We start from the raw sequence: 25,098 nt of genomic DNA on the forward strand, positions 1-25,098 counted from the left end.
CGCATCCGGCACCGAATCGAGCCCGGGCCGGGCCTCTGCGTCAGCACCTGTCCCCGGATCCGACTCCGACTCCGGCCCCGGGTCCGGGTCCGGCTTCGGCTCGACCTCCGCCTCGGTGCCTGTGCCTGTGCCTGTGCCTGCGCCTGCGCCTGTGCCTGTGCCTGGAATTGGATCCGGCTACGGCCCCGCCTCGGACCACGACTCGGCCTCGGTCGCCGCCTCGATCCCTGCGCCTGGATCCGGCCCTGGCTCGGACCACGATTCGGCCTACGCCTCCAACTCGGGCGTCGGCCGCTCCCTCGGACTCCGCACCGGGCGCGGGAGTCTGGTCGTGCGGCCGTACCGGGATCCGCTCGTCCTCGGTCCGCTCTTCCGCGACGAGGATGAGGCCGGCGCCCCCGCCACGCCCACCATCCGCTCCCTCCGTTCCGGCGGCTCAGGCGGGCCCGGCGGACCCGGTGGCTCCGGCGGACGCCTCGGACCCAGGGGCTCTGGCCGAGCCCACGGACCCGACGGCACAACCGGTCCCGGCGGCTCCGGCGGGCCCGGCGGACCCCTCGGTTCCGGCGGACCCGGCGGACCCGGCGGCACAACCGGACCCGGCGGCTCCGGCGGGCCCGGCGGACCCCTCGGTTCCGGCGGACCCGGCGGACCCGGCGGCACAACCGGACCCGGCGGTCCCGGCGGACCCCGCGGCTCCGGCCGAGTCCACGCACCCGGCGGAGACGGGACTCCCGGCAGCCCCGACCGCCCCCGCGCAGGCCGCGGACCCGCCGAGCCCGACACTCTCCGGCAGGACGCCGTACATGCGGCGATACCCCGGCCCGCCCGACCGGCGTCGGCGGCTCCGGCCACCCCGCGGACGCTCCCCGCCGTGCTCGACCCCGAGCTCATCGAACGCCCCGCGCGGGCCTGTTCCGGCTGGTGGGCCCTGCTCGCCGCCGCTCTGGCCACGGCCGGCGCCGCCGTCCTCGCGCGGTTCGAGGAGGTCCGCCCCTCGACCTCCCCCACCGAGGCCTGGCCCCTGGCCGTCGTCGTGTGCTGCGCGCTCCTCACGCTCGCCGCGCTCTGCGGGCTGCGGCGCGGCCGCGCCGGCCAGGCCTGGTCGCTGACCCTCTTCGGCCGCTACCGCGGCACGATCCGGCGCACCGGCCTCCTCTGGTCCAACCCCCTGCCCCGGCACACCCGCGTCGACATACGGCTGCGCCACTGGCGCAGCGAGCCGCTCTGCGTCGTCGACTCCGAGGGCACCGCGCTGCGGGCCGCGGTCCTCGTCGTGTGGCGGGTCAGGGACACCGCCCGCGCACTGCTCGCGGTCGACGACCACACCGCGTACCTGAGCGGACAGGTGGAGTCCGCGACCGCCCGGGTGCTCTCCCGGATGCCCGCCGACTCCTTCGGCCCGGAGCCGGCCGAACCGGCGACCCTGCGCGACACCGAGGCCGTCGGCGACGAACTGACCCGGCTGCTCGCCGCCGAGTGCAAGGCCGTCGGCGTCGAAGTCTTCTCCGCCCGGCCGCTGCACGTCGAGTACGCCCCCGAGGTCGCCGCCGCGATGCAGCGCCGCCGGGTCGCCTCGATCGACGCCCGGCACCGGGACTCCGTCCTCACCTCCGTGCTCGACGCCGTCGACGACACCGTTCACCGGATGTCCGACCGCGGGCTCGTGAGCATGGACGACTACGAACGCAAGGCCCTGGTCAAGGACTTGACCGTGGCCTTCTACACGGCGCGCGGCCCTGCCGCCGACGCCCGTTGAAAACACCCCCGATGGATAAGGAACCATGCATGCGCACGCCCGAGTTCACCGAAGAAATACCCGACAGCTGTGACTGCACCGGCTGCGCGCGCGGCACGACGGCCATGACGGCCGCCGCGGCCCGCCGCCGTCGCTGCACCCTGCGCGGCGCCGTGGTCGCGGCCGTCGGCGCCACGCTGCTGATGGGCACCGGAGTGGGCACCGCGTCCGCCGAACCGGCCCCGGCGCACACGGGCTGGGACGGCTCGAAGTACTGGTACAAGGACGCGACCGGCTGGTGGCGCTGGACCCAGCACTACAGCAAGTACGCCGCGAACACCGGCCGTTCCTCCACCGGCGCCTCCTCATCCTCCTCCTCGCCCTCTTCCTCGTCCTCCTCCGTACGCACCTCCGAGCCGACCTTCCGCGGCCGCGCGGGCTGGGACGCGACGGACCGCGTGTACTGGTACAAGGACGGCACCGGCTGGTGGCGCTGGACCCAGCACAAGGCCAAGTACGACCGCTTCGCCGGCGGCTCCGGCTCCGGCTCCGGCTCTTCCTCAGGCTCGTCCGGCTCCTCGAGTTCCTCAGGTTCCTCAGGTTCCTCGGGCTCATCGGGCTCCTCCGGCGCCCCCATCCGCCAGGGCACCGAGGGCGCCATCTCCTTCGCCAACAGCCACCTCGGCGACCCGTACGTCTGGGGCGGCAACGGCCCCCGCGGCTGGGACTGCTCGGGCCTGGTCCGGGCCGCGTACGGCTCCGCGGGCATCGCCCTCCCCCGCGTGGCCTCCGATCAGTACCGGGCCACCACCCCGATCTCCCGCTCCCAACTGCGCCGCGGAGACCTGGTGTTCTGGACCTCGAACGGCAGCGCCTCGGGCATCCACCACGTAGCCATCTACCTCGGCGGCGGCAAGTACATCGAGGCCCCCCGCCCGGGCAAGCAGGTCCGCGTCTCCAGCTTCAGCGCGTACAACCCGAACATGTACGGCCGCGTCCGCTAGCAGCCGCCCCGCACGACCACAGCTCCGCATGTGAGGCGGCTCCTTCTCATCGCTCCGTCCCCCGCTCGTCCGGCGGGACGGAGTGGTGAGAAGTCCGCTGTCCCGGTCTCACTGGACCTGGTGCTGTCTCATCTGTCTCAGGTGGCAGTCGGCCGATTCCTACGACGACGTGCTGGGCGAGGACCCGCCCGGTGATCCCCTCCGTCCCTCCGAGGTCCGGATCGAAGTAGCCGTCCATCCCCGAAGCCATCGTTCTCACCGGCCTGTTCTCTTCATCAACGGCTCGGCATCGCGCCCTGGCAACTCCCATCGTGATACTGAGGGTGCGGGGTGCCCGCTCTCGCCGACGGCGGGGCCGGCTTCCTTCAACTGGCCGAAGTGCCCTGGTGAAAGTACATACGCCAGCCCGTCTCCGTCAGACGCCACAAGGAACTCCGCCATGCCCGGCGCCCCTGATTGTCGGCGAAGTACGTCAGGTGAACGATCCCCAGAGCCAGGACAGTTCCTGACATCTTGCTGACCTTCACCGGCGACTCCGAGGACACCGTTCCAGCACTCGTCACCGTGAGCATCGACTCCGCGTCCCACCAGCGACCAGACGCGCCGATCTCAGTGAACTCCGGATCCAAAAGCCCCGAAACGAGGGCCGGCGAAGCACGCACCTCAGGATCGAGAAGCCGCAATTCTCCTTCAATGGCCGCTTGCACTGCCCGCTCACTCTCATCCGTCATGCACGGACACTACGAACGCCGGGTACCCAGGCACAGCGAATATTTGGCCCGGACTGGTCACCAGCCGTCGGGCCTGACCGCCCAGAAACTGCCACCCCGTCACCTTCGCTAGAGGACTCGAGCTATTCGCTGTTCAAGCCTGGCCCTGCAGTCCGGCCACTCCGCTGCCGTGATCGAAAAGATCGCAGAGTCACGGAGGAGACCGTCCTCGCCCGGAGCCCACGACCGGGACCAGTTCCGCAGCACGCCTTCGAACCGGGCGCCCACCCCTTCGATCGCAGCCCGGCAACGGCTGTTGCGCGCGTCCGTCTTCAAGTCGAGACGCGCTACCCCCCAGTTCTCGAACGCGTGCCTGAACAACAAGTACTTGGCCTCGGTGTTCGTCCCCGTGCCCTGAGCCGACGCCGCAAGCCAGGTGAAACCGACCTCGATCGCGCACAGGCCCTCTCCGGTCGGCCACAGCCGCGGATCCCAGTAGGCCGTGGCTCCGACCGCCCGACCCGATACACGCTCCACCTGCGCGTACGGAGCCAGCTTCCCGGCAGCGGCGCGGGCGAGCTGAACGTCGATGTATCGCTCGACCTCGGCCGCCGTGGGCACCCAGGTGAACCCGTACGAGCTGCGGTTCTCCTCCGCCGCCGCCAAGTCCTCCGCATGACGGCGATCCAGCGGCTCCAGGCGCACAAGCGTGCCCTCCAGAACCGGTCCCTCAAGCACGAAGTCCATTGATCACCACTCCAGTGTCAGCACAGATTGTCGGCTCTAGACCGCGGGCCTGGACCGCAGGGTTCCAGAGCCATCACCCCATGTCGCCCATGGCCGAGCGAGGCGTCTACTCAGCGCACCCAGTCGCTTGGCTGACGCCGCCCCTCGTGCAGCCGTCCGACTGGTCGCGGCGCAGGTGCTCGGAGCGGGATTGGAGGATGTCCATGGCCTCGTGGATCGAGCAGCCGAGGTGGTCTCGGATCAGCTTGATGGCCTTGATGGTCATGCCGCTGCGAATCTCGTTGTCCGCGAAGGAGAGCGGGCCTGCCGTCCAGGGGGCGGACGCGGGATCCCCGCCGGGCCAGTCGATGTCGGTCAGGGTGACGAGCAGGCGGCCGTCCGAGAGCGCCACCGCCACGTCCATGCCGCGGGCCGCCTTCTCCGTGAAGGCAACGGGTGCAGTGTGGTCCAGGAGGAAGACGAAGTGCTGGGCTATGCGCTTCCGCCACTCGTCCAGCTCGCCGTCGCCGTCCAGGCGCAGGTTGGAGTTCCAGGCTGCCTGGGCGAGAACCGATACGAACAGCCCGAGGAAGTCCGACTTCAGCAGGTCGTCCGCGTGCTCGATCAGAATCGCGAGGTCCTGTGTTCCCGTGGCCGGGGCCGTGCCAGTCGTGGAGGCAGTCCACGAGCGCGTCCCAGTTGTGGCCGAAGTAGCCGAGGAACGACAGCTCCCGGGCGAAGGCGCGGAAGACGGAAGCCGGATCCCGCATGTCCCGGCCGTCCAGCCGTAGCACCAGACCGTTTCGCTGCACGAGTGCGGCCGTTTCCGACGCCAGCCATGGGTCGGCCGGGGAGGTGAACACGACCCATGGGGAGCAGTGTTCCGTCAGAGTGGGCTTGGTCATCATGGGCGGGATCCTTGCACGGCACTTGCCCAGAGCCCGAGTGATTTACGGGTCGTCATGCCGGCCACGCGATGTCATCGATGGCGAGCCACGGCGCGGCGGCCAGGGCGGTGGGTGTGCCGCCGGTGAACGCCTTGACCTCGCGGTGGAGGTGGGCCTGGTCGGCATAGCCGCCGACGGCCGCCACCTGGGCGGCGGCGTTGCCGGCCGCGAGGAGACGGGCGGAGTGGTCGAAGCGCACGAGCCTGGCGGCGTGCTTGGGGGTGAGGCCGATCTGGGACCGGAAGCGGGACCACAGGCGCTTACGGCTCCAGCCCACCTCCTTCGCCAGGCTGTCGACCCGCACCCGTCCCCCGCTGGTGAGCATCAGGCACCAGGCGGCCGTCACCTCGGGATCGAGCGACGGGCGGGCGCGGGCGCTCATCCGCCGGCCCAGGGCATCGGCTGCGATCGTGAACCGCTCGTCCCACGACGCGGCGGCCCGCAGCCTTTCCTCGGCTCGCCCGGCGTCGCGGCCCCAGACGTCCTCCAGGGAGACCATCGTCCCGCTGAGGGCGGTCGAGGCTCCGAACACCTCCACCGCCAGGACCGGTGACAGCCGGATCTGGAGGCATGCGATCCCCCCGGCCGCCCGGCCACCGAGGCGAAGGGCGCCCGGTGCCAGGCCGACGACCTTGCTGCCGCGTTCGCGCCGGCCGGAGACGTCGTAGACGAGGCCGTCTCCGTCGCTCAGGTCCACGAACAGGGTGACCGAGGGGTGCGCGACCATGGCGATGTCCACGGACGCCGGGGCCCGTTGGCCGAACCCGGCCATGCTGACCCCGGGCGGCAGCCTGTCCGGCTGCCGGGGCACGGCGATGTCCACCGACGCCCAGTCAGGTGGTGATTCGGTGGCCCTCACAGCATCAGGGTAGGTGCTGGGCGTCAGCGGCCGTCGCTGCGAAGCGCAGGAGCAACTCGCCGGTCGCTTCCGGTGCTTCGAGCATCGGGAAGTGCCCGACGTCGGGCAGCTGCTCGACCCGCGCGTTCGGAACCGTGTCGTACTGGTGCGCGGAAGACGGATCCCAGCGGGGGTCGGCAGCGCCGAAGATCACCAGAACCGGAACGCCGAGTGCGGTCAGGCGTGCGGGCAGGGTCCGCTCGGCGATGTACGCGCCGTTGTGGCGCAGCACCTCCCTGAACGTCCGGTAGTCGATGCCCCGTACGTCTGCGATCAGGTCGTCCGGGACGTCCACCGGGCGGTTGCACACCGCGGTCACCCCCCGGCGGAGCATCCCGTCGGAACGGACCCTCCACAGGAGCGGGCCGAGCGGCCGGTCGATCAGGACCCGGAGGAGGACGGGCTGCGGGAGGAGCGCGTCGGGACTCGGGCCACTGCTGATCAGGGCGAGCGAACCCACCAGGTCCGGGCGCTGTTCGGCGAGGGCGGTGGCGATGTATCCGCCGCTGGAGTGCCCTGCCACTGTGACCGGCCCCAGGCCGAGTTCGTCGAGCGCCCGGGCCAGGGAGGCCGCCTGCTCAGGCACCCCGTACGACGGCGCGGGCGGGGACTGGCCGTGGCCCGGGAGGTCGACCCGGATGACGTGGTGCCGGCCGGCCAGAGCCGGCACCACCGGGCCCCAGGAGCTGCCCGAGGCCCCCGAACCGTGGATGAGGACGAGCGGCGGCGCTTCCCGCGGGCCGTCGTGGACCACGTGCATCGCGTGCATCCCGTGCATCTGCTTACCGTCGTGGATACCCATGCACGGAGGATGCCCGGGCTGGGAGCCCTCGGTCTTGTACGAATGTTTCTCCGGCACGCAGACCTCCCCGAGGGCCGGTGGCCCTCGGGGAGGTCTGCGTGCCGGGCGGGACCCTAGCGGCTGCCGTTACCGGCGGCCGGACCGCCATCCGAACCCTCGTCGGTACCCGCTCCGGGCCCGACCGGGGAGACCGGCGGCGGGGGCGGGACCAGCGAGGTGACCGGCGCCGGCGGGAGCTCGGGCTGCGGCGAGACCAGCGGCGGGGGCGGCGGCTTCGGCGGCTCAGGCCGTACCGGGGTCACCGGGGGTTCGGGCACTACCGGCGCCGCCGAAGAGATCTTGGGCGGGGCCGGCGGTCGTGGTTCCGACGAGCTCCGGGAGGGCGACGGCACCACCGCGCTCTTCGAGGGCGACACGGACGGCGTCGGCGAGGTCGCCCGCCGGTCCGCGGACGGTGAGGTGGAGGCCGACTCGGACACCGACGCCGACTCGGACGGGGACACGGACGGTGACTCCGACGGGGACTCCGACCCGGTCACCGACGCCGACACCGACTCCGAAGGCGACTCGGACGGGGACTCGGAGGCTGACTCCGAAGGCGACTCCGACGGGGACTCCGAGACCGACTCCGAAGGCGAGACAGACTCGGACGGGGACTCGGACGGAGACTGCGAAGGCGACTCGGACGGAGACTGCGAAGGCGACTCGGACGGCGACTGCGACGGCGAGTCGGACGGCGACACCGTCGGGGACGGCGAGGTCGGCGACGGGGAAGTGACCGTCGGGGACGGTGAGGTGAACGTCGGCGACGGCGGCGGCGTGGTGAAGATCGGCGTCGGGATCACCGGCGGCGGGATCGGCCTGTCGTGGCGGCCGTGGTGGTCACCCCGGTCGCGCTCGAACCAGCGGCGGTCCTGGTAGTTGTAGATCACGAAGTTGTTCACGATGGTCACGGACGGCGCGATGACCACGACCCGCGAGGGCTGGTACGAGGTCCAGGGCTGCCCGAACCGCTTCGGGTTGGCCTTCAGCGCCACCGGCGGCCCGAGCGGGTTCCCGCAGGCGCAGCGCACCCGCGGCACCCCGCGGTCGTCCACCAGCACCGCGGTCCCGGCCTGGAGCACGGCCTGGTAGCTGGTGGGGGCTCCGTCCCGGTAGCCGTGGTTGGTGACCCGGGTGTCCACCCGGAGCTGGACCGGGGTGAGGGAACGCAGGTACGCCGGCACGGCCGTCGGCTGAATGCCGAGCGAGGAGGCGAAGGCGGCGTTCTTGGCGGGCTGCGCAGAGAGCACTCGGATCTGCTTCTCGACGTCGCAGCTGGCCACGTTGTTCGTGCCCGCGTACAGCTCGGGCGAGGCGCCGCTGACGCTGCGGGTGGCCGTGGTTCCCGTGGCCGACGGGGCCTTGGGCTCGGGCTTCGTCCCCGTCGTCGGGGGCGGCGGGCTCTCGGGCGGGGCCGTGGCCTCCTTCGCGGCGGTGGACTCGGTGAAGGGGTCGGGGCCGGACGCCGCCGCGGGCTGCAGGAAGACCTCGTTTCCCGCGGAGGTGGTGGTGCCCCCGCCGCCGCTGGGCCTGGTCAGTACGACGGCCAGGGTCACGGCGGCGGCGAGGGCGACGATCGTGGTGGCGAGCCGGGGAAGGGAACGCCACCAGGGCTTGTGCGGGGGCTCGGGCGGCCCGGGGGGCACCCCGCTCCCGGATCCTCCGGGAGGGGCCGGGGGCGGAGGTGGCGGCGGGCCTTCCCGGCCTCCGGACAGGGGCCCGGAGGGCGGGCCCGTGGGGCGCCCGGACGAAGACGACGGCGGCTGCGAGGGCGGCTGTGACGGCTGTGTCGGCCACGGCGGCTGCTGGCCGGAGGGTTGAGTGGTCACGGGCTCTTCTTCCCAGGCGGAGGGGTTCCGGTCCCCTGTGGACGTTCCGCTGCGGACCTGTGGCCCGCGGACCTGCGGATCTATGGATCTGCGGCCCTTTCGGCCCCTTCAGACCCTTCGGACGGTGCTTGCTCCGTGGACGTTCCGTTATGGAACTTCCGCGGGTCATCAGCGGAAATCTCCGGATTTGGTGCACTCCTGGCGACCATTGTGTGCGCCGTCCGGGTGGTGGCCGCAAGCGGAGCTGCCTACGGTGGCAGGGTGAGCCCTACAAAGGCACCGGCCGCGCGAGCCTGGCGCGACGCCCTCGTCTCGGTCCTGGCGGGCTTCGTGGTCATGGCGGTCGTCGCCTCCGCGGGGCTCGCCCTCGCCGGCGCCGGCGGTCTGCCCGACGGCGCGTTCCCGCACGTGGTGGCCGCCGTCGTCCTGATGGCCGCCGGCGGCTCCGTCGAGGTGACGGGCGGGGCCGGTTTCCTGGCGGGGGCCGACGCGAGCCTGTCCCTGCTCCCCCTCTCCGTCAGCCTGGCCGGCGCGCTGACCACCGGCTGGCTCTTCCTGCGCCCCCTGCACAACCGGGCCGTGGCGGGGGCCCGCGAACTGCTCGCCCGCGCCGTGCCGTTGGTGATCCTCTGGCTGGTGGCGCTGACCGGCATCGCCCTGCTGGCCCGCCGGAACTTCGCGATCTCCACCGGGGATTCGATCCTCGGCGAGATCGGCGAAGTCCTCGACGCCGGCCCGACGGTGGGCTTCGAGCCCGCGATCCCCGCCACCCTCGGCTTCGGACTGCTCTGGATCCTGGGCCTGTTGGTGATCGCCCTGCTGGTCTCCCGGCGCGCGCCGCTCCCGGCGGGGCTGGTCCGCTTCCACGCGGCGGTGCGGCCGGCGGCGTTCGCCGTGGTCGCGCTGCTGCTCGCGTACGTGGTCATCGGGATCGGCGTCGGCCTGGTGGTGGCGGCGACCCGGGGGCACGCGGACCGCACCCTGGCGGTGATCCTGCTGGGTCTGCCCAACCTGGTCTGGCCCGCCCTCACGCTCGGCTTCGGCGGGGCCTGGGAGGGGAAGGCCGAGGGCCCGTTCGGGCTGCCCGTACCGCAGGTCCTGGACGAGGTGCTGCGCGCCACCGGCCAGGGCTCCGACTCCGCCTCGGGCCTGTCCACGATCGACGTGGCCTCGCTCGCGGAGCGGGACTCCCGGGCCTGGTGGCTGGTCGTACTGGCCGTCGTCCTCCTGCTCTGCGCCGGCGCGCTGGCCGCCGCCCGCTCGCCCGCGCACGTCCGCCCCTGGCAGCACGCCCTCCACCTGGCCGTCGCCCTGGCCCTGGGCACGCTGGTGGTCTGCCTGCTGGCCCGGATCCAGGCCCAGTTCGGCCTCTCCCTGCTGGGCATCGGCGACGCCTCCGACCTCGGTGGCGAGGTGGAGCTGAGCCCGCTGCTCTGGCGCACGGTCAGCCTCGCCTTCTTCGCGGGCGCGGTGGCCGGCTTCCTCGGCGCGCTGCTCCCCCGCCGCCGCCGTAACGCCATTGCGCCGTTCGAGTGAACAGTCGCAAATCGGCTCATCGGGGGATCGTTTCCGCATGACACGCTCGTCTCCGTGAACATGACCAAAGGCCTGTTCCGGCCGCTTCACGCCGCTGGCCTGATCGCCCTCTCCGCGCTCGCCCTGACCCTCTCCACGGCCCTCCCCACCCAGGCGACCGGCCCCGGCGCCCGCCACCTCTCGGGCGACACCGGCCGCAAGGACGGCTCCGCCCAGGCGGTGTCCGTCAGCAGGGTGTTCTGTCCGCGCGGCACGGCCGTGCAGTCCGGCGGGTACTCCACCACCCACTGGGACCACGGCCTCGACGGCACGCTCCGGCACACCGTCCTGGCCTCCCACCCCGTCGTCGACGCGGACGGCCGCAAGGGCTGGTACGCCTCGGCCGCACACGCCGAGGTCACGGCCCACGTCGTGTGCACGCCCGCTCCCGACAACAAGAGCTAGAACCAGAGCCGGAACCCCGGTGTGGCCTCACTCCCAGTCGTGGACCAGGCTGGCACCCATGGAGATCAGAACGGGCCGCAGGAGCGACGCCGCCGAGGTTGCGGCGCTGCATGCCGAGAGTTGGCGTACGGCCTATGCGGGAATCATGCCCAGCAGTTTCCTGACCGGCCCTCTTCTCGAAGACCGCCTGGAACTGTGGCTCGGCCGACTGGACGAGCCACACCCGGAGGCGACGCTGTTCGTCGCGGAGGAAGCGGGCGACCTACAGGGCTTCGCGTATGTGGTCCTTCAGTCCGACGGTCGGCTCCTGTTGGACAACCTGCACGCCAGGCCGGGCCGCACCGGGTCCGGGATCGGCAGCCGGCTGCTGGCGCACGCCTTGGGATGGGCTGCCGATGAACACCCGGGCAGCTCGGTCTACCTGGAAGTCCTGCACGCCAATACGCGCGCCATCGCCTTCTACGAGCGGCATGGTGCCCTCCGTACCGATGAGCGCGTCTGCCGATTCGAGCAGGGCTTCGAGCTGCCCGAGCTCGAATACGCCTGGCCCGCGACCTCACCCACCTAGAACACCGGCAGGGCCCACCGGGGCGGTGGTGGCGGTGGCCCGTCGGAGGGTGCCCGGGCGGGGGCGCGGACGAACGCCGCCGCGCCGGGGCTCACGCCCTCCCCCGTACCCGCGCGCCGCAGCGCACCCGTGAACTCCAGGCAGCTCCCCCACCGGTCCTCGGGCGATTTCGCGAGGGCCCGCGCCAGCACCTCGTCCACCCCCGGCGGCAGGCCCTCCCGCCGGGAGGACACCGCGGGCGGCGGATCGTACTGGTGGGCCCAGAGCAGCGCCATGTCGTCGTCGCGCTGGAACGGGGGGCCGCCTGCCAGGGTCTCGTAGACCACGCACCCCAGGCTGTAGACGTCGCACCGGCCGTCGACCGGCTTCCCGGCGATCTGTTCGGGCGCCACGTAGTCCAGGGTCCCGACGAACTGCCCGACGCTCGTGAACCCGGTCAGCGACAGCGATTTCTTCGTCAGCCCGAAGTCCGTCAGGTAGACGTGCTCGGGGTGTTCGCTGTCCGTACCGCCCGCGACCAGGATGTTGCCGGGCTTCACGTCCCGGTGCACCAGGTCGTGGGCGTGCGCCGCGTCCAGCGCCGAGGCGACCTGGCCGGCGATCCGGGCCGCCGCCTCCACGGGCAGCGGGCCCGTCCGGTCCAGCATGGCCCGCAGGTCCTGGCCGGCCACGTACCGCATGGCGATGTACAGCAACCCTTCGGTCTCCCCCGCCTCGAAGACGGGCACGATGTGCGGGTGGTCGATGGCCGCCGCCACCTTCGACTCGTGCGCGAACCGCTGCCGGAAGACGTCGTTGCGCGCGAGTTCGGGCGCGAGCAGTTTCAGCGCGACCGTCCGGTCCAGCCGTACGTCGTGCGCGCGGTAGACGACCGCCATCCCGCCGCGCCCGATCTCGGCCTCCACCACGTACCCGGCGATCCGCCGGCCCCGCAGGTCGGACTCGCGTCCGCGGAACGGCTCCGCGGCCGGGCCGGAGCCCATCAGCCCGCCTCCGGTCCGGGCAGCTCCACGATCTTCGTCGGTTCGTGCGGAACGTGCGGGGCGTGCGGGGCGTCAGGAACACCTCGTACGTCGCCGCCGCCCTCGGTGTCGGCTTCCTGCGGCGGTGTCCCGGGCGTGGGCTGGGCACCGGGTCCCGCGACGACCGCGTAGGTGGCCAGGCGGCTCCCGTCCGCGTACATCCACCGTCCCGCCGTCTCGTCGTAGAGCCACACGGACTCCCCGTCGACGACGACGCCGACGCGCAGTCCCCGCAGGGACCGCCGGAAGGATTCGGGGTCGGTCCGCCCGGCGGCGAGGTCGGTGACGGCCCGCCGGTAGCGTTCCAGCTCCTCCGCGCAGCGGGTGAGCAGCGGCTGCGGGTCCTCGACGCGCGTCAGCGGGCGCCCGCCCGTCGGCGGGGGCTGCGGCACGGCGAGGAGCAGGCGCCCGTCCACCCAGGCGGACCAGCCGTTGGCGCACAGGATCTCCCCCCATTCCCCGCGCCGGGACAGCAGCCGTACGGGGAGGAAGGCGTCGAGCGGCACGGTCGGCCGGGACAGGTCCGGGGTCTCCCACGCGGGGAGGCCGTCCTGCGGGACGATGTGGGTGGGCCGGAAGTCCGCGGCTTGGCCGGGGCTGGTCATCGCGGCTACTTCCGCATGATGGCCGGCTCGTGGCGCCGCAGCACCCGGCCCACCAGCACGCCGAACAGCACCGACAGGGCGGCCAGCGCCCCCACCTCCATGAGCCACAGACGGGGCTTGTGGTCGAACAGCGGATCCTGGGTGATCTTGCCGGGCACGATGGCGCCGAGGTCGATGGTGGCCGACATGGCGCCCATGGCCCAGCGGGCCGGCACGAACCAGGCGAACTGTTCGATGACGGGGACCCCGGTGAGTTTCAGCAGGGAGCCGCAGAAGACGACCTGCACGATGGTGAGCAGGACCAGCAGCGGCATGGTGACCTCTTCCTTGGACACCAGGGCGGAGATCAGCAGTCCGAGCACCATGGCGGTGACGGACAGCAGGGCGACGACGAAGGTGATCTCGATGAGCGGGGGCAGGAAGAGGCCCTTGCCGCCGGGGGCGTTGGTCTTGACCCCGGCGAGGCCGACCAGGGTGAGGACCACCGCCTGGGCGACGGTGATGGCGCCGAGGACCACCACCTTGGACATCAGGTAGGCGGACCGGGAGAGCCCCACGGCGCGTTCGCGCTGGTAGATGACGCGTTCCTTGACCAGTTCGCGGACGGCGTTGGCGGCTCCGGTCAGGACCCCGCCGACGCACAGGATGAACAGGGCGTTGAGCGCCGTCTCCGCGGTGAGCTCGCTGCCGGCCAGGGCGCGGGCCATGGCGCCCATGACGAACGGCAGGGCGACCATGATGATCAGGAAGGTGCGGTCGGCGCTGAGCACGGCGGCGTAGCGGCGGATCAGGGTGGAGAGCTGCGAGCCCCAGCTCTGTGCCTTGGGCGGCGGCTTCGGCGCGACGCCGGCGGCCCGGTCGCCGGCCCCGGCGGTCGGGACCCGGCCGGCGACGTCGACGTAGCGGCCGTACAGCGGTGAGGCCCGGTGCTCACCGGCCCAGTCCCGCTCGCGCTCGTTCTCGAAGGCTTCGAAGGCCTCGGGCCACTGCTCGAAGCCGAAGAAGCCGAGCGCCTCGTCCGGGGGCCCGTAGTAGGCGATGCGGCCGCCGGGCGCGAGGACCAGGAGGCGGTCGCAGACGCTCAGGTTGAGCACGCTGTGGGTGACGACGATGACGGTGCGGCCGTCGTCGGCGAGGCCGCGCAGCATGTTCATCACCGAGCGGTCCATGCCCGGGTCGAGCCCTGAGGTGGGCTCGTCCAGGAAGAGCAGGGAGGGCTTGGTCAGCAGTTCCAGGGCGACGGAGACCCGTTTGCGCTGGCCGCCGGAGAGGCTGTGGATGGGCTGGTCGGCGCGCTGCTGGAGGCCGAGCTCGCCGATCACCTCGTCGACCCGGGCCTCGCGTTCGGCCTTCGCGGTGTCCTGCGGGAAGCGCAGCTCGGCGGCGTAGACGAGGGCGCGGCGCACGGTGAGCTGCGCGTGCAGGATGTCGTCCTGCGGGACGAGGCCGATGCGGCTGCGCAGTTCGGCGTAGTCCCGGTAGAGGTCGCGGCCGTCGTAGAGGACGGTGCCGTGGTCGGCGGGGCGCAGGCCGGTCAGTGCGCCGAGCAGGGTGGACTTGCCGGCGCCGCTGGGTCCCACCACCGCGAGCAGGGAGGTGGCGCCGACGGGGAAGGAGACGTGGTCGAGGAGGGTCTTGCGGCCGTGGTCGACGGCCACGCCGAGGTCCTGGACGTCGAGGGAGACCTCGCCGGTGTCCACGTACTCCTGCAGCTGGTCGCCGACCAGGCAGAAGGCCGAGTGGCCGATGCCGACGATGTCGCCCTCGCCGATGGCGGCGGCCCCGGCGAGGCGGGCACCGTTGAGGTAGGTGCCGTTGTGGCTGCCGAGGTCGGCGATCTCGTACCTGCCGTCGGGGCGGGCGCGCAGTTCGGCGTGGTGGCGGGAGACGACGAGGTCGTTGATGACGAGGTCGTTGTCGGGGGCGCGGCCGATGCGGACGGCGGCCCGGTCGGCCAGCGGGCGGACCGAGGTCGGCTGCCGGAAGGTGCTGGTCTTGTCCGGGCGGGAGACCGAGGCGGGGCGGGAGACGGCGGCCGGTTCGGCGAAGCGGACGCGCGGGCCGTCGGCGGCGCTGCCGAAGCGCAGTTCGCTGCCGACGCCGACCGCCCACTCGCGGACGCGGTGGCCGTCGACCCAGGTGCCGTTGGTGCTGTCCTCGTCCTCCAGCGTCCAGTGGTCGCCGTCCGGGCGCAGCACCGCGTGGTGCCAGGAGACGCGTGCGTCGTCGAGGCAGATCTCGCACAGGGGGTCCCGGCCGACGTGGTACGTCCGTCGCGGGCTCATCGCGGTGGAACCCCTGTCCGTTTCCAGGAGGAGCTCTGGCGCGGTCGGCACACCGGGGCGCTGGACCATGGGGCGATTTTCCCACGATCCGGCGCACCCGGCATAACCGCAGGTCAGGCGGGCGTTATGGGTAATGACAACGGTCCCCGTTGCAGCCTTTGCCCATCGCGGCGAGGTGCGCTTCACTTCAGGCGAAGCGGAACGCGCAAGCGATTCGCCACGACCCACGGGGGACACCATGAGCGCGCACGATCACGCGCCGCACGACCACGCCACCGCCGGCCACGAGGATCACGAGGGCCCCGGAGGTCACGGTCACGCGGGTCACAGCCACGGTGTCGCGGCCGACGCGGACCGGCGCTGGCTCGGCATCGCCCTCGGCCTGATCGCGGGCTTCATGGCCATCGAGGTGGTCATCGGTGTCCTGGCGCACTCCCTGGCCCTGATCTCCGACGCCGCGCACATGCTGACGGACGCCGTCTCGATCGTCCTCGCGCTGATCGCGATGCGGCTGGCCGCCCGGCCGGCGCGCGGTGGGTTCACGTACGGCCTCAAGCGCGCGGAGATACTCTCCGCCCAGGCCAACGGCCTCACCCTGCTGCTGCTGGCGGTCTGGCTGGCGTACGAAGCCGTACGGCGGCTGCTCGATCCGCCGCCCGTGGAGGGCGGGTTGGTGCTGGTGACGGCGCTCGCCGGCATCGTCGTCAACATCGTGGCGGCCTGGTGCATCTCGAAGGCGAACCGCACCTCGCTCGCGGTGGAGGGCGCCTACCAGCACATCCTCAACGACCTGTTCGCCTTCATCGGCACCGCCGTCGCCGGTCTGATCGTGCTCACCACCGGCTTCCGGCAGGCCGACTCGATCGCCTCGCTCGTCGTGGTCGTCCTGATGGTCAAGGCGGGCTACGGACTGGTCCGCGAGTCCGGCCGGATCCTGCTGGAGGCCGCCCCGGCTCACGTGGACCCGGACACGGTCGGCGACCGCCTGGTCGGGCAGCCCCCGGTCACCGAGGTCCACGACCTGCACATCTGGACCATCACCTCCGGGCAGGCCGCGCTCTCCGCGCACGTGCTGGTGGCCCCGGAGGGCGACTGCCACGCCGTGCGCCGGGACCTGGAGGCCCTGCTGGCCAAGGAGTACGGGATCACGCACACCACCCTCCAGGTGGACCACGCCCAGGACTCCCTCCTCACGGTCGGCCGCCCCGGAGAGGACCGTGCCGACCGTGCCGACGCGCACTGCGCGGACGCCCACGGCCCGGTCCACCGCCAGGGCCCGCACGACCACTGAGGCTTGCCCGGACGGGGTAGGGATGGGGTCATGACCGCCAAACGCAGTGCCGGACTGCTCCTGTTCCGCCAGCGCCCCGGAGCCGGGGTGGAAATCCTGCTCGGCCACATGGGCGGCCCGCTCTGGGAGCGCCGTGACGCGGGTGCCTGGGCGATCCCGAAGGGCGAGTACGGCCCCGAGGAGACCCCGCGCGACGCGGCCCGCCGGGAGTTCGAGGAGGAGATCGGGCTGCCGCCGCCGGAGGGTCCGTACCTGCCGCTGGGCGAGGTACGGATGATCGGCGGGAAGCTGGTGACGATCTGGGCGGTGCGCGCGGACCTGGATCCGGCCCTCATGGTGCCCGGCACCTTCACCATGGAGTGGCCGCCGAAATCGGGGCGGACGCAGGAGTTCCCCGAGCTGGACCGGGTGGAGTGGTTCGCCCCCCAGGTGGCCAGAACCAAGCTGGTGGTGTCTCAGATTCCTTTCCTGGAAAGGCTGTTGGACGTCCTGAAGGACGAGGGCGAGGGCAAGGGCAAGGATTGACCTCGCCTTTACTTGCCAACAAACCCCACTTGCATGGACATTGCACATATGACGAACGTCGTGCTGGTGGGAACCCTGGACACCAAGGGTGTGGAGTACGGCTGGCTGCGCGAGAGGCTGCTGCGCGCCGGCGTCGAAGTGATCACGGTCGACACAGGAATCATGAACGAGCCCCGGGTGCCCGCCGACGTACCGCGCGAAGCGGTGGCGCGGGCCGCGGGAACGGAACTGTCCGAGCTGCGCGCGGCCGCCGACCGGGGCGCGGCCGTCACCACGATGGCCCGGGGCGCGGAAGCGACCCTCTTACGCCTGCACGCCGAAGGCCGGCTGCACGGAGTGCTCGCGATGGGCGGCAGCGGCGGGACGTCCATCGCCACCTGGGCGATGCGCGCACTGCCGCTGGGCGTTCCGAAGGTGATGGTCTCCTCGATGGCGTCCGGGGACGTGGCCCCGTACGTCGGATCGGCGGACATCACCATGATGTACAGCGTCGTGGACATCGCGGGGATCAACAGCGTCTCCGGTCCGATCCTCGCCAATGCCGTCGCGGCCGTCACCGGGATGGCCGAGGCCTACGCTCGCTCCGCCGCGGAACTGCGCCGGCCGCCCCGACTGGGCTCGGGGCCCCGGCCGCTGATCGCGGCGAGCATGGCGGGCGTGACCACGACCGGCGTGGACGCCGCCCGGGAACGGCTGACGGAACTGGGCTACGAGGTACTGGTCTTCCACGTCAGCGGCACCGGCGGCCGGACCCTGGAGACCCTGGCCGGCCAGGGGATCTTCGCCGGGGTCCTCGACCTCACCCTCAGCGAGCTCGCCGACGACCTGTGCGGCGGCATCCTGACCGCCGGGCCCGACCGGCTCAGCGCCGCCGGGCGGGCCGGGATCCCGCAGGTGGTGAGCCTGGGGGCGCTGGACATGGTGAAGTTCGGCCCGCCGGAGAGCCTGCCCGAACGGGTCCGCCACCGCCTGATCCACGTCCACAACCCCTCGATCACGGTGATCCGTACGACCGGGGCCGAGTGCGCGGAGCTCGGCCGCCGGGTCGCCGCCAAACTCCGTGCGGCCACCGGCCCCACGGCCGTCTGCGTACCGCTGCGCGGACTGTCCACGCTCGGCGCCCCGGGCGGGCCCTACCATGACCCCGACGCCGACGGAGCGCTGTTCTCGGCGCTGCGCGAAGGCCTGCGGGGCAGCGCGGCCCGGATCCACGACTACGACACCCACATCAACGATCCGGACTTCGGGCGGGCGGCGGCCGACCGGCTGCACTCCATGATCGGAGCGCGGGCCGCGGCTGCCTGAGCCGAGGCCCCCGACAGGGAACCGGCCGTGGCGGAAATGTGTCCCAGGTGGTGGCCGGTCCCCTGGAAGGAGCGGCTCCGGGGCGCGGTCACGCCACGGCAAGGGGGAAGGCATGAACGGCGTGTGGTCGGTTCCCGGTTACTCGCAGGTCCGCGAGCTCGGTTCGGGCGCCAGCGGCCGCGTGGTCCTCGCGGTCCACGAGGGCACCGGCACGGCCGTCGCGGTGAAGTACCTGAACGACCGGATGCTCGAGAACCCGGTCTTCGTCCGGGAGTTCCGGGCCGAGGCCCAGCTGCTCGGCGCCCTGCGCTCCCCCTACGTGGTCGGGCTGTACGAGTACGTCGAGGCGCCCGGCGGCGCCGCGATCGTCATGGAACTGGTGGACGGCATCCCGCTGAACGCCCTGCTCAAGCAGTGCGGGCGGACGGGGCCGGAGGCGGCGCTGGTGCTGCTGAAGGGCTCCTTGCTGGGGCTCGCCGACGCCCACCGGGCCGGTGTGGTCCACCGTGACTACAAGCCGGCGAACGTCCTGGTCGCGGCCGACGGGACCTCCAAGCTGGTGGACTTCGGAATCGCCACCCCCCTGGGCACCACGCCCGGGGCGGCCGGCACCCCCGCCTACATGGCCCCCGAGCAGTGGCAGGGCCGGCCCGCCTCGCCCGAGGCCGACGTGTACGCGGCGACGGCGACCTTCTTCGAATGCCTGACCGGCCGCAAGCCCTACGACGGGCAGAACTTCGCGGAGCTCGCCGTCCAGCACATCGAGGCGCCGGTCCCGGAGACCGAGGCACCCGAGCCGGTGCGCCCGCTGATCCGGCGCGGACTGGCCAAGGCTCCCGAACAACGGCCCGAGGACGCCGACGCGTTCGTCGCGGAGCTGGAGGCGGTGGCCCTGGCGGCGTACGGGCCCCAGTGGGAGGAGCGCGGACAGCGCAAGCTGGCCGCGCTGGCGGCCCTGCTGCCGCTGCTGTTCCCCTCCGCGGGAGCCCCGGCGCAGGGCACCACCGCCCTGGCCACGACGGTCCTGCCGCCGCCCGCGCCCTGGGCCCCGGGCGGGCGCGGTCTGCTCGCGGCGGGGGCGGCTCTCGTGCTCGGGCTGGTGGCCGTGCTCGGCTACCAGGCGGTGGGCTCGGAGCCGGGCGGCGCGAGGGCACTGAACGCCTTCGCGACGTCGAGCGCGTCGGCGCCCGCCCCGGGCAGCGGCCCGTCCCCGGCACCGTCGGCCTCGCCGAGCCCGAGCACCAGCCCGAGCCCGAGCCCGTCGGCGAGTCCGACCGGTACGCCGTCGCCGTCCGCGTCGGTGTCCGGTTCCGCGTCCGCCACGCCCACGTACAGCAACCCGCCGTCCCCGACGCCGACCCCCACCACATCCCCGACGCCCACACCCACACCCACGCCCACACCGAGCCCGAGCCCGAGCGTGATCGTGTCCTCGGTGTCCGTCACCCTCAAAGCCTCGCCCACGGTCGGTGAAGCGACCGTGAGCCTCAACGCCAAAGGCGGGCCCGTCACCGTGATCTTCGAGTGGTTCCTCGGCGACGCGCCGAACGACCTCGCCGTCGCGGACGGCACCGACCGCGTCATCGCGCCCGCCGGCTCTCCGGCCTCTCTGTCGCAGCAGCACGCCTTCACGCGGCGCAGCGGCTGCTACCTGACGGTGCGCGCCTCCACCGAACCGGCCGCCCCCAAGCGGTACGCGTACGCGACCGTCCAGATCCCGCGCTGCGCGGTCGTGCCCCAGTGACCGGGCCCCACGCCCCGCAGGGCGACGACGACTACAGCGCCACCGTGCTCGGCAGCCACTGGATCACCGGGCCACCCCAGGGCACGGAGCGGACCGAGCGGCTCGACGGCACCAGCGCGACCGAACGGCTCGACGGCACCGGACCGACCTCCCGGTTCGACATGCCCGTGGGTGCCGTCCCGGACCGGGTCGAGGGATCCGTACTGCGCTTCGGACCGGGGGTGACGGCCGCACTGCCCGCGCCGTTCCCGCTGTCCCCCGGCCCGGCCCCCCGCCCGCGCCGCCGCGAATGGCGGCGCTACACGCTGGCCGCCGTGGTCCTGATCGGGGTCCTCTGTTACCTGGGCTGGCAGCGCTACGGCCCGGCCCTGGAGGTCCGGGACGTGGCGGTGGCCACCGACGCCAAGGGTCCCGGCTGCGACGGCACCGCCGACGTGGTGGCCGTCGTACGGACCAACGGGCGGCCGGGGATCCTCACGTACCGCTGGCTGCGCAGTGACGGCACCCGCTCGGAGCAGCTCACCGAACGGGTCCCGAGCGGCCGGACGGAGGCCCGGCTGCACCTGCTGTGGACCTTCCAGGGCGCGGGCGCCTACGCCGCGAAGGCCGAGCTGGAGCTCGTCTCGCCCGTACGTCAGACGGCCGCGGCGGAGTTCACGTACCGCTGCCGCCCGTAGCGGGAGCGGCCGCGGGCGCGGGGATGCGGATCACCGCGAGCCCGCCGTCGAGGTCGACGCGGGAGCGGGGCGGGGCGCCGTCCTCCTCGTCGTCGCGCATGACGAGGGCGCTCTGCCGCTCTTTGAGCTCGTTCTGCTTGCCCGGCGAGAAGCTCGCGTGCAGTTGCTCGAAGCCGGTCGCCGACATCTGCCCCTTGCGGCCGTTCCAGCGCCAGGGCAGCAGTCCGGCGCGGCCCGCGCGCTCCAGCGCGAGGTCGAGGAAGGCGATGGCGGTGAGCAGCAGAGCCAGCCCCGGGAGGGTCATGAAGACGACGAAGGCCATGGCCCGACCCTAACCCCGGTCCTGCGCCCCCGTACCCCGCCCCGGTCCTCCTTTCGGCCAACGGCCCGGGCCCGCGGACCGGTCCTTCCGGCGGGCGATCGTGGCCGTGCGGCCGAGGCGCCGCCACCCCCGCCCCTGGTTGACTCGAATGTGTTGGCGAGGGCATCAGGGATGGCCCTCACGGCACCCTTGCCGCCACGTTCCAGCCGGCGATACACCCCAACGGAACGTGGCTGTCCCGCACGGATGCCAAGTCCGCGCGGGAGGCCCGCAGCCGCTTTGGGGAGTGGCTGCGGGCCGTCTTGCCTGCCCGTCCGTGGCGGGCAGCTTCGGGCCGCTCCTTCTTCAGAAGCGGGCGTGCGCGGTGATGTCCGCCGCGAACTCCCCCGTCATCGCCGGGGTCACCGTCGGCCGGCACTGCGCCACCGCCGCCAGGTAGTCCTCCGTGCTCGCGCCCAGCTGGGCCGCCGCCGCGCCGCGCGCGCCCACCGCCTCCAGGTCCCGCTCGAAGGACACCTGCGCCGCGATCCGCGCCGCGTGCTCGATGTCGGCCGGGGTGAACAGCTCGCTCCCCTCGACCAGCGCCGCCACGTCCACATCGGGACGGCCCGCCGTGTACCGGCCCCAGATCGCGGCGCGGGCGCCCGCGTCCGGGGTGCCGATCGGGATCAGGTAGTCGAAGCGGCCGGGCCGCAGGAAGGCCGGGTCGAGGGAGCGGATGGAGTTGGTCGCGCAGACCAGGAGCCGCTCGTCGCCCTCGCGGAAGCCGGGTATCAGCTTGAGCAGCTCGTTGGTCACCCCGTGGATCCCGCCGGGCTGGGCGGGTTCGGTGCGCACGGGCGCGATCTCCTCGACCTCGTCGATGAAGACGAGCACCCGTTCCAGCTCGGCGATGCGGGCGAACGCGTCGCGCAGCGCCGCCGCGAGGTTGCCCTCGTCGGCGAGGCGGGAGGGCAGCAGTTCCACGAAGGGCCAGCCGAGGCGGGAGGCGATGGCCCGGGCGAAGGTGGTCTTGCCGGTGCCGGGCGGGCCGAAGAGGGTGATGGCGCGCGGCGGCTGCACCCCGTGCGCGGCGGCCCGTTCGGGCTCGGCGAGCGGCAGCACGACGCGCCGTTCGATGAGGTCCTTCTCGGTCTCCATGCCGGCCACCTTGGCCCACAGGTCGCTCGGCAGGAACCGTCCGCCCAGGTCGTCCAGGAGACCGGCGGCCGGTCCGTGCAGCGGCTCGGTCTTCTCGAAGTAGGCGACGGCGGGCTGCCGGGTGTAGCCGGCGTTGAGGAGTCCCTCGCCGAGCAGGTCCTCCTCGGGCAGGACGTACGCGATGCGCCCGACGCGGGCGGCGATGAGCCGCCGCTCCAGCTCCACGAGGAGCGCGCTGGCCAGGCCCCGGCCGCGCCAGCCGGCGGCGATGGCGATGCGCATGACCCAGGCGCGTTCGCCGGTGACGCAGGCGAGGGCGGCGCCGATGGGGACGCCCTGGTGGACGGCGACCACGCAGGGCTGCCGGTCGGTGAGGGCGCTGATGCATTCGGCGAGTGAGAAGACCGACTCCTGGCCGAGTTCGGCCGTGGTGTCGATCAGATGGACAACGGCCGCGAGATCGCTCTCGCGGTAGTCGTGGATCAGCCAGTTCACCGGGTACCGCCCCTCGTTCGTGCTCCTGCGTGCCTGCCGCGTGCCGGTCGGCGCACCTTGCTGCCGTGAGGCTAGGGGCGGGCGGGCCCCGTGATCACGCTCCGTCGTGCACAACACCCGGTCCGGGAACCCTCCGTATCGTCCATAGACTGGTGGTTTCCGCCCGAACCGCTGCCCGAGGATCGTCAAGCTTTCATGAGTTCCCACATATCCACCGCCGCCCGTGCCCGGCGGCCGTACCTCGTGTGGCTGGTTCCGGTCCTCTGGACTCTGGCGCTCGGGCTGTGGGGGCTCTCCCGGCAGGACAGCGTGTGGCGGGACGAGGCGGCGACCTGGCAGGTGGCCGAGCGCTCGCCCGGTGAGATCTGGCACCTCCTCGGCACCGTGGACGCGGTCCACGGCCTGTACTACCTGCTGATGCACCTGCTCTTCGAGGTGTTCGGGGCGAGCACGACCACCCTGCGCCTCCCCTCGGTGCTGGCGGTGGCGGTCGCCGCCGGCTGTGTGGCGCTGATCGGGCGCCGACTGGCGGGCCCGTGGGCCGGGCTGGGCGGCGGACTGGCCCTCGGGCTGCTGCCGGCCATGCAGTTCCAGCTCCAGGAGGGCCGGTCCTACGCGCTGATCGCGGGCGGGGCCGGACTGTCGACGCTGCTCCTCGTCTCGCTGATCGCGCGCACCGGAGCCGGATCGCGCCCCGGGCGGCGGACCTGGCCGCGCTGGACGGCGTACGGGGCTCTGGTGCTGGTCTGCGCCCTGCTGAACTGGTTCTCCCTGCTGATCCTGCCCGCCCACGCGGTGACCCTGTGGTGGGCGCGGGCCCGGCGCGGTGTCGTGGTCGCCTGGCTGCTCGCCTCGGCGGGGGCCGTGGCGGGGGCGCTGCCGCTGATCCTGTTCAGCCGGACCCAGTCCGGTCAGGTCTCCTGGATACCGCCGCTGACCTGGCACATGATGATCGGCCCGGGCGTCCTGCTGGCGGTCGGGGCGCTGGGCGCCTGGGCGGACGGCCGGGGCGGGCCGCGCGCCGGTCTCCCGGCCCGGCTGACGGCGGCCTCGGTCGGACTGCCACTGCTGGCGGTGCCCCTGCTGGGGCTGGCCGCCGCCTCCCTGATCCAGCCGCTGTTCCTCGACCGGTACGTGCTGTTCTCCATGCTGGGTCTGGCCCTGCTGATCGGTGCGGCGCTGGGCGCGGCCGTACGGGCACTCGCGCCCCGGTACCCGAAGGCGTCGGGCGCGCTCGTGCCGGTCGTGGTGGCGGTCTCGGCGGTGGCGCTGCTGCCGGTGGCGCTGGCCGACAGGTCTCCGGCCAGCCGGGTGGACGACGTACTGGCGGTGGCCGGGGAGGTGTCGGTGCTGAAGCGGGACGGCGACGCGGTGCTCTTCGTCCCGGCGGCCCGGCGGGACACCGCGCTGGTCTCGCCGGGGGCGTTCGCCGGCCTGAAGGACATCGCCCTGTCCCGCGGCCCCGCGGAGTCGGGCACCCTCAAGGGCGAGGAGGCCGACCCGGCACGGATCTCGGCGGCCCTGCGGGAGCAGCGGCGGGTCCTCCTGGTGACGGACGCGCGGAAGGTGGCGAAGCCCCCGGGCTCCGCGGCGGACCGGGCGAAGGCGGCCGTCCTGCGGGCGGAGTTCACCGTGGTGGAGGACCGGGAGGTCCGCGGCCGCCGGGTGACGGTGTACGAGCGGCGCGGCTGACGGTGGAACGCCCGTCCGGCCATCCGTCCGGCGGCTTGCGGTCCACCGGGGTGGGGACCTCGACGGGGCCACCGCCGCGGCGGCGGGTCCGGACCAGGGCGCGTGCACCGCGTCGATGCGGTAGGCCAGGGCGTAGGCGATGCCCTCCTCGTGGGCCAGGTCGCGCAGGCAGTTGAAGCCCGCGCGCAGGGTCACGCGCATCTGGGTCTGCGGGGCCGTGGGGGTTGAAGGCGAGGTGGAGCGCGGCGGCGTCCAGGACGGCGAGGAGGCTGATCAGCCAGTTGCGCTCCCAGCTCGGTGAGCGGAAGTGGATCAGCCCGGGATGGTTGGTGTGGCTCTCGCTGACTTCCGCGGACCAGCGATCCCAGTCCCGGAACAGGTCGGGGAGGGTGTCGACCAGGTCGACCTGGGCGTGCCGGGCCAGCAGCTGGGGGCCCCAGGACGGTACGCCGCCGCGGATGCGCAGCAGGCTGACCTCGGCTTCCCGGTAGGCGAATCCGGCGACCGAGCTGAGTACCCGCACGCTGCGCCCTCCGCCTCGGTGTGACCGGCTTCCCGGCTTCCGCGCCGGCCGCCTCGTATCCCCGACCACCTCATATCGCCGCGCCCGCGGCCAACGGGCGGCGCCCATCCGGTCGGCGGAGGGGGCCCGGCCCGCGAAGGGGCTCGCCGGCCTCTCCCACGGATTCGCAGCGGATTGATGATTCACAGCGGATTCATATGGATCCCCCGGTTCCGGTCACAGGTTCCC

At 72.9% G+C, this 25,098-nt stretch carries 22 protein-coding genes and 2 pseudogenes; 11 read left to right on the plus strand and 13 right to left on the minus strand.

The genetic code is table 11. The features are described from left to right. The first annotated feature begins 874 nt into the window (after positions 1 to 874). Both ACODT5_RS20955 and ACODT5_RS20960 read left to right on the plus strand, forming a co-directional pair. The gene (locus ACODT5_RS20955; protein WP_422520843.1) at positions 875 to 1,759 is read left to right on the plus strand and encodes an SPFH domain-containing protein; all 885 of its coding nucleotides are present in this window, start codon (positions 875 to 877) and stop codon (positions 1,757 to 1,759) included. 29 nt (positions 1,760 to 1,788) lie between these two features. Then, positions 1,789 to 2,742 (plus strand): C40 family peptidase, encoded by a 954-nt coding sequence (locus ACODT5_RS20960; protein ID WP_422520844.1) that lies wholly within the window; start codon positions 1,789 to 1,791, stop codon positions 2,740 to 2,742. Positions 2,743 to 3,107: 365 nt separating this feature from the next. Here ACODT5_RS20960 and ACODT5_RS20965 read toward each other — a convergent pair whose 3' ends face one another. From ACODT5_RS20965 to ACODT5_RS20995, 7 genes and pseudogenes are all read right to left on the minus strand, one after another. After that, a complete protein-coding gene (locus ACODT5_RS20965; protein WP_422520845.1) occupies positions 3,108 to 3,473 on the minus strand; it encodes a nuclear transport factor 2 family protein in 366 nt (121 codons plus the stop codon). A gap of 108 nt (positions 3,474 to 3,581) precedes the next feature. After that, entirely contained in the window at positions 3,582 to 4,199 is a 618-nt protein-coding gene (locus tag ACODT5_RS20970) for a GNAT family N-acetyltransferase (protein WP_422520846.1), read from the minus strand. Positions 4,200 to 4,305: 106 nt separating this feature from the next. Next, on the minus strand, positions 4,306 to 4,602 hold the full coding sequence (locus ACODT5_RS20975; RefSeq protein ID WP_422525271.1) for a hypothetical protein: 297 nt from the start codon (positions 4,600 to 4,602) through the stop codon (positions 4,306 to 4,308). Positions 4,603 to 4,852: 250 nt separating this feature from the next. Next, positions 4,853 to 5,086 (minus strand): annotated as a pseudogene (locus ACODT5_RS20980) (barstar family protein); the annotation flags it as partial. Between the two features lie 52 nt (positions 5,087 to 5,138). Next, positions 5,139 to 5,984, minus strand: a complete 846-nt coding sequence (locus ACODT5_RS20985) for a helix-turn-helix domain-containing protein (RefSeq protein ID WP_422520847.1) — start codon at positions 5,982 to 5,984, stop codon at positions 5,139 to 5,141. A gap of 4 nt (positions 5,985 to 5,988) precedes the next feature. Then, positions 5,989 to 6,825: an alpha/beta fold hydrolase gene (locus tag ACODT5_RS20990; RefSeq protein ID WP_422520848.1), complete on the minus strand. Its 837-nt coding sequence runs from the start codon at positions 6,823 to 6,825 to the stop codon at positions 5,989 to 5,991. A gap of 503 nt (positions 6,826 to 7,328) precedes the next feature. Then, a pseudogene (locus ACODT5_RS20995) lies at positions 7,329 to 8,582 on the minus strand (DUF6777 domain-containing protein); the annotation flags it as partial. A gap of 375 nt (positions 8,583 to 8,957) precedes the next feature. Here ACODT5_RS20995 and ACODT5_RS21000 point away from each other — a divergent pair. Genes ACODT5_RS21000 through ACODT5_RS21010 form a run of 3 tightly spaced genes read left to right on the plus strand, consistent with a single transcriptional unit; the run spans position 8,958 to position 11,244 of the window. After that, complete coding sequence (locus ACODT5_RS21000) at positions 8,958 to 10,232, plus strand: streptophobe family protein (protein ID WP_422520849.1); 1,275 nt, start codon at positions 8,958 to 8,960, stop codon at positions 10,230 to 10,232. A gap of 54 nt (positions 10,233 to 10,286) precedes the next feature. Continuing rightward, positions 10,287 to 10,676 (plus strand): hypothetical protein, encoded by a 390-nt coding sequence (locus ACODT5_RS21005; protein ID WP_422520850.1) that lies wholly within the window; start codon positions 10,287 to 10,289, stop codon positions 10,674 to 10,676. A 58-nt stretch (positions 10,677 to 10,734) separates the two neighbouring features. Further along, the gene (locus tag ACODT5_RS21010; RefSeq protein ID WP_422520851.1) at positions 10,735 to 11,244 is read left to right on the plus strand and encodes a GNAT family N-acetyltransferase; all 510 of its coding nucleotides are present in this window, start codon (positions 10,735 to 10,737) and stop codon (positions 11,242 to 11,244) included. On the opposite strand, the gene ACODT5_RS21015 is transcribed toward ACODT5_RS21010, so the two are convergent. From ACODT5_RS21015 to ACODT5_RS21025, 3 genes are read right to left on the minus strand one after another with little or no spacing between them, the layout of a single operon-like run. Further along, positions 11,241 to 12,227: a serine/threonine-protein kinase gene (locus ACODT5_RS21015; protein ID WP_422520852.1), complete on the minus strand. Its 987-nt coding sequence runs from the start codon at positions 12,225 to 12,227 to the stop codon at positions 11,241 to 11,243. The genes ACODT5_RS21010 and ACODT5_RS21015 overlap by 4 nt on opposite strands. Continuing rightward, positions 12,227 to 12,871 carry a hypothetical protein gene (locus ACODT5_RS21020; RefSeq protein ID WP_422520853.1) on the minus strand — a complete coding sequence of 215 codons (645 nt, stop codon included), beginning with the start codon at positions 12,869 to 12,871 and terminating at the stop codon, positions 12,227 to 12,229. The genes ACODT5_RS21015 and ACODT5_RS21020 overlap by 1 nt, the downstream gene beginning before the upstream one ends. Before the next feature lie 5 nt (positions 12,872 to 12,876). Next, a complete protein-coding gene (locus ACODT5_RS21025; protein WP_422520854.1) occupies positions 12,877 to 15,225 on the minus strand; it encodes an ABC transporter ATP-binding protein/permease in 2,349 nt (782 codons plus the stop codon). Positions 15,226 to 15,394: 169 nt separating this feature from the next. On the opposite strand from ACODT5_RS21025, the gene ACODT5_RS21030 reads away from it, so the two are divergent. The 5 genes from ACODT5_RS21030 (at position 15,395) to ACODT5_RS21050 (ending at position 20,698) form a co-directional block, all read left to right on the plus strand. After that, a complete protein-coding gene (locus ACODT5_RS21030; protein WP_422520855.1) occupies positions 15,395 to 16,447 on the plus strand; it encodes a cation diffusion facilitator family transporter in 1,053 nt (350 codons plus the stop codon). A gap of 30 nt (positions 16,448 to 16,477) precedes the next feature. Beyond that, a complete protein-coding gene (locus ACODT5_RS21035; RefSeq protein ID WP_422520856.1) occupies positions 16,478 to 16,972 on the plus strand; it encodes an NUDIX hydrolase in 495 nt (164 codons plus the stop codon). A gap of 48 nt (positions 16,973 to 17,020) precedes the next feature. Then, positions 17,021 to 18,277 (plus strand): Tm-1-like ATP-binding domain-containing protein, encoded by a 1,257-nt coding sequence (locus tag ACODT5_RS21040; protein WP_422520857.1) that lies wholly within the window; start codon positions 17,021 to 17,023, stop codon positions 18,275 to 18,277. Between the two features lie 112 nt (positions 18,278 to 18,389). Then, complete coding sequence (locus ACODT5_RS21045; RefSeq protein WP_422520858.1) at positions 18,390 to 20,021, plus strand: serine/threonine-protein kinase; 1,632 nt, start codon at positions 18,390 to 18,392, stop codon at positions 20,019 to 20,021. Then, positions 20,018 to 20,698, plus strand: a complete 681-nt coding sequence (locus ACODT5_RS21050) for a hypothetical protein (RefSeq protein ID WP_422520859.1) — start codon at positions 20,018 to 20,020, stop codon at positions 20,696 to 20,698. Before ACODT5_RS21045 ends, ACODT5_RS21050 begins: the two co-directional genes overlap by 4 nt. Here ACODT5_RS21050 and ACODT5_RS21055 read toward each other — a convergent pair. Together ACODT5_RS21055 and ACODT5_RS21060 are read right to left on the minus strand one after the other, a co-directional pair. Further along, positions 20,676 to 21,020, minus strand: coding sequence for a DUF6191 domain-containing protein (locus ACODT5_RS21055; RefSeq protein ID WP_422520860.1), 345 nt, complete (start codon positions 21,018 to 21,020; stop codon positions 20,676 to 20,678). The genes ACODT5_RS21050 and ACODT5_RS21055 overlap by 23 nt on opposite strands. Positions 21,021 to 21,365: 345 nt before the next feature. Then, positions 21,366 to 22,655, minus strand: coding sequence for an ATP-binding protein (locus ACODT5_RS21060; RefSeq protein WP_422520861.1), 1,290 nt, complete (start codon positions 22,653 to 22,655; stop codon positions 21,366 to 21,368). Positions 22,656 to 22,850: 195 nt separating this feature from the next. On the opposite strand from ACODT5_RS21060, the gene ACODT5_RS21065 reads away from it, so the two are divergent. Then, entirely contained in the window at positions 22,851 to 24,347 is a 1,497-nt protein-coding gene (locus ACODT5_RS21065; RefSeq protein WP_422520862.1) for a glycosyltransferase family 39 protein, read from the plus strand. On the opposite strand, the gene ACODT5_RS21070 is transcribed toward ACODT5_RS21065, so the two are convergent. Beyond that, complete coding sequence (locus ACODT5_RS21070; RefSeq protein ID WP_422520863.1) at positions 24,283 to 24,870, minus strand: hypothetical protein; 588 nt, start codon at positions 24,868 to 24,870, stop codon at positions 24,283 to 24,285. The genes ACODT5_RS21065 and ACODT5_RS21070 overlap by 65 nt on opposite strands. Positions 24,871 to 25,098 lie beyond the last annotated feature (228 nt).

Origin of the sequence: Streptomyces tatrensis (assembly GCF_049310065.1) — a bacterium.
Lineage (GTDB): Bacteria > Actinomycetota > Actinomycetes > Streptomycetales > Streptomycetaceae > Streptomyces.

Bases quoted from the DNA above. Each gene is read 5' to 3' on its own strand.
- ACODT5_RS20960 (WP_422520844.1), top strand. From the start codon at position 1,789: ATGCGCACGCCCGAGTTCACCGAAGAAATACCCGACAGCTGTGACTGC.
- ACODT5_RS20965 (WP_422520845.1), bottom strand. From the start codon at position 3,473: ATGACGGATGAGAGTGAGCGGGCAGTGCAAGCGGCCATTGAAGGAGAA.
- ACODT5_RS20970 (WP_422520846.1), bottom strand. From the start codon at position 4,199: ATGGACTTCGTGCTTGAGGGACCGGTTCTGGAGGGCACGCTTGTGCGC.
- ACODT5_RS20975 (WP_422525271.1), bottom strand. From the start codon at position 4,602: ATGGACGTGGCGGTGGCGCTCTCGGACGGCCGCCTGCTCGTCACCCTG.
- ACODT5_RS20990 (WP_422520848.1), bottom strand. From the start codon at position 6,825: ATGGGTATCCACGACGGTAAGCAGATGCACGGGATGCACGCGATGCAC.
- ACODT5_RS21010 (WP_422520851.1), top strand. From the start codon at position 10,735: ATGGAGATCAGAACGGGCCGCAGGAGCGACGCCGCCGAGGTTGCGGCG.
- ACODT5_RS21015 (WP_422520852.1), bottom strand. From the start codon at position 12,227: ATGGGCTCCGGCCCGGCCGCGGAGCCGTTCCGCGGACGCGAGTCCGAC.
- ACODT5_RS21020 (WP_422520853.1), bottom strand. From the start codon at position 12,871: ATGACCAGCCCCGGCCAAGCCGCGGACTTCCGGCCCACCCACATCGTC.
- ACODT5_RS21025 (WP_422520854.1), bottom strand. From the start codon at position 15,225: ATGGTCCAGCGCCCCGGTGTGCCGACCGCGCCAGAGCTCCTCCTGGAA.
- ACODT5_RS21030 (WP_422520855.1), top strand. From the start codon at position 15,395: ATGAGCGCGCACGATCACGCGCCGCACGACCACGCCACCGCCGGCCAC.
- ACODT5_RS21035 (WP_422520856.1), top strand. From the start codon at position 16,478: ATGACCGCCAAACGCAGTGCCGGACTGCTCCTGTTCCGCCAGCGCCCC.
- ACODT5_RS21040 (WP_422520857.1), top strand. From the start codon at position 17,021: ATGACGAACGTCGTGCTGGTGGGAACCCTGGACACCAAGGGTGTGGAG.
- ACODT5_RS21045 (WP_422520858.1), top strand. From the start codon at position 18,390: ATGAACGGCGTGTGGTCGGTTCCCGGTTACTCGCAGGTCCGCGAGCTC.
- ACODT5_RS21055 (WP_422520860.1), bottom strand. From the start codon at position 21,020: ATGGCCTTCGTCGTCTTCATGACCCTCCCGGGGCTGGCTCTGCTGCTC.
- ACODT5_RS21065 (WP_422520862.1), top strand. From the start codon at position 22,851: ATGAGTTCCCACATATCCACCGCCGCCCGTGCCCGGCGGCCGTACCTC.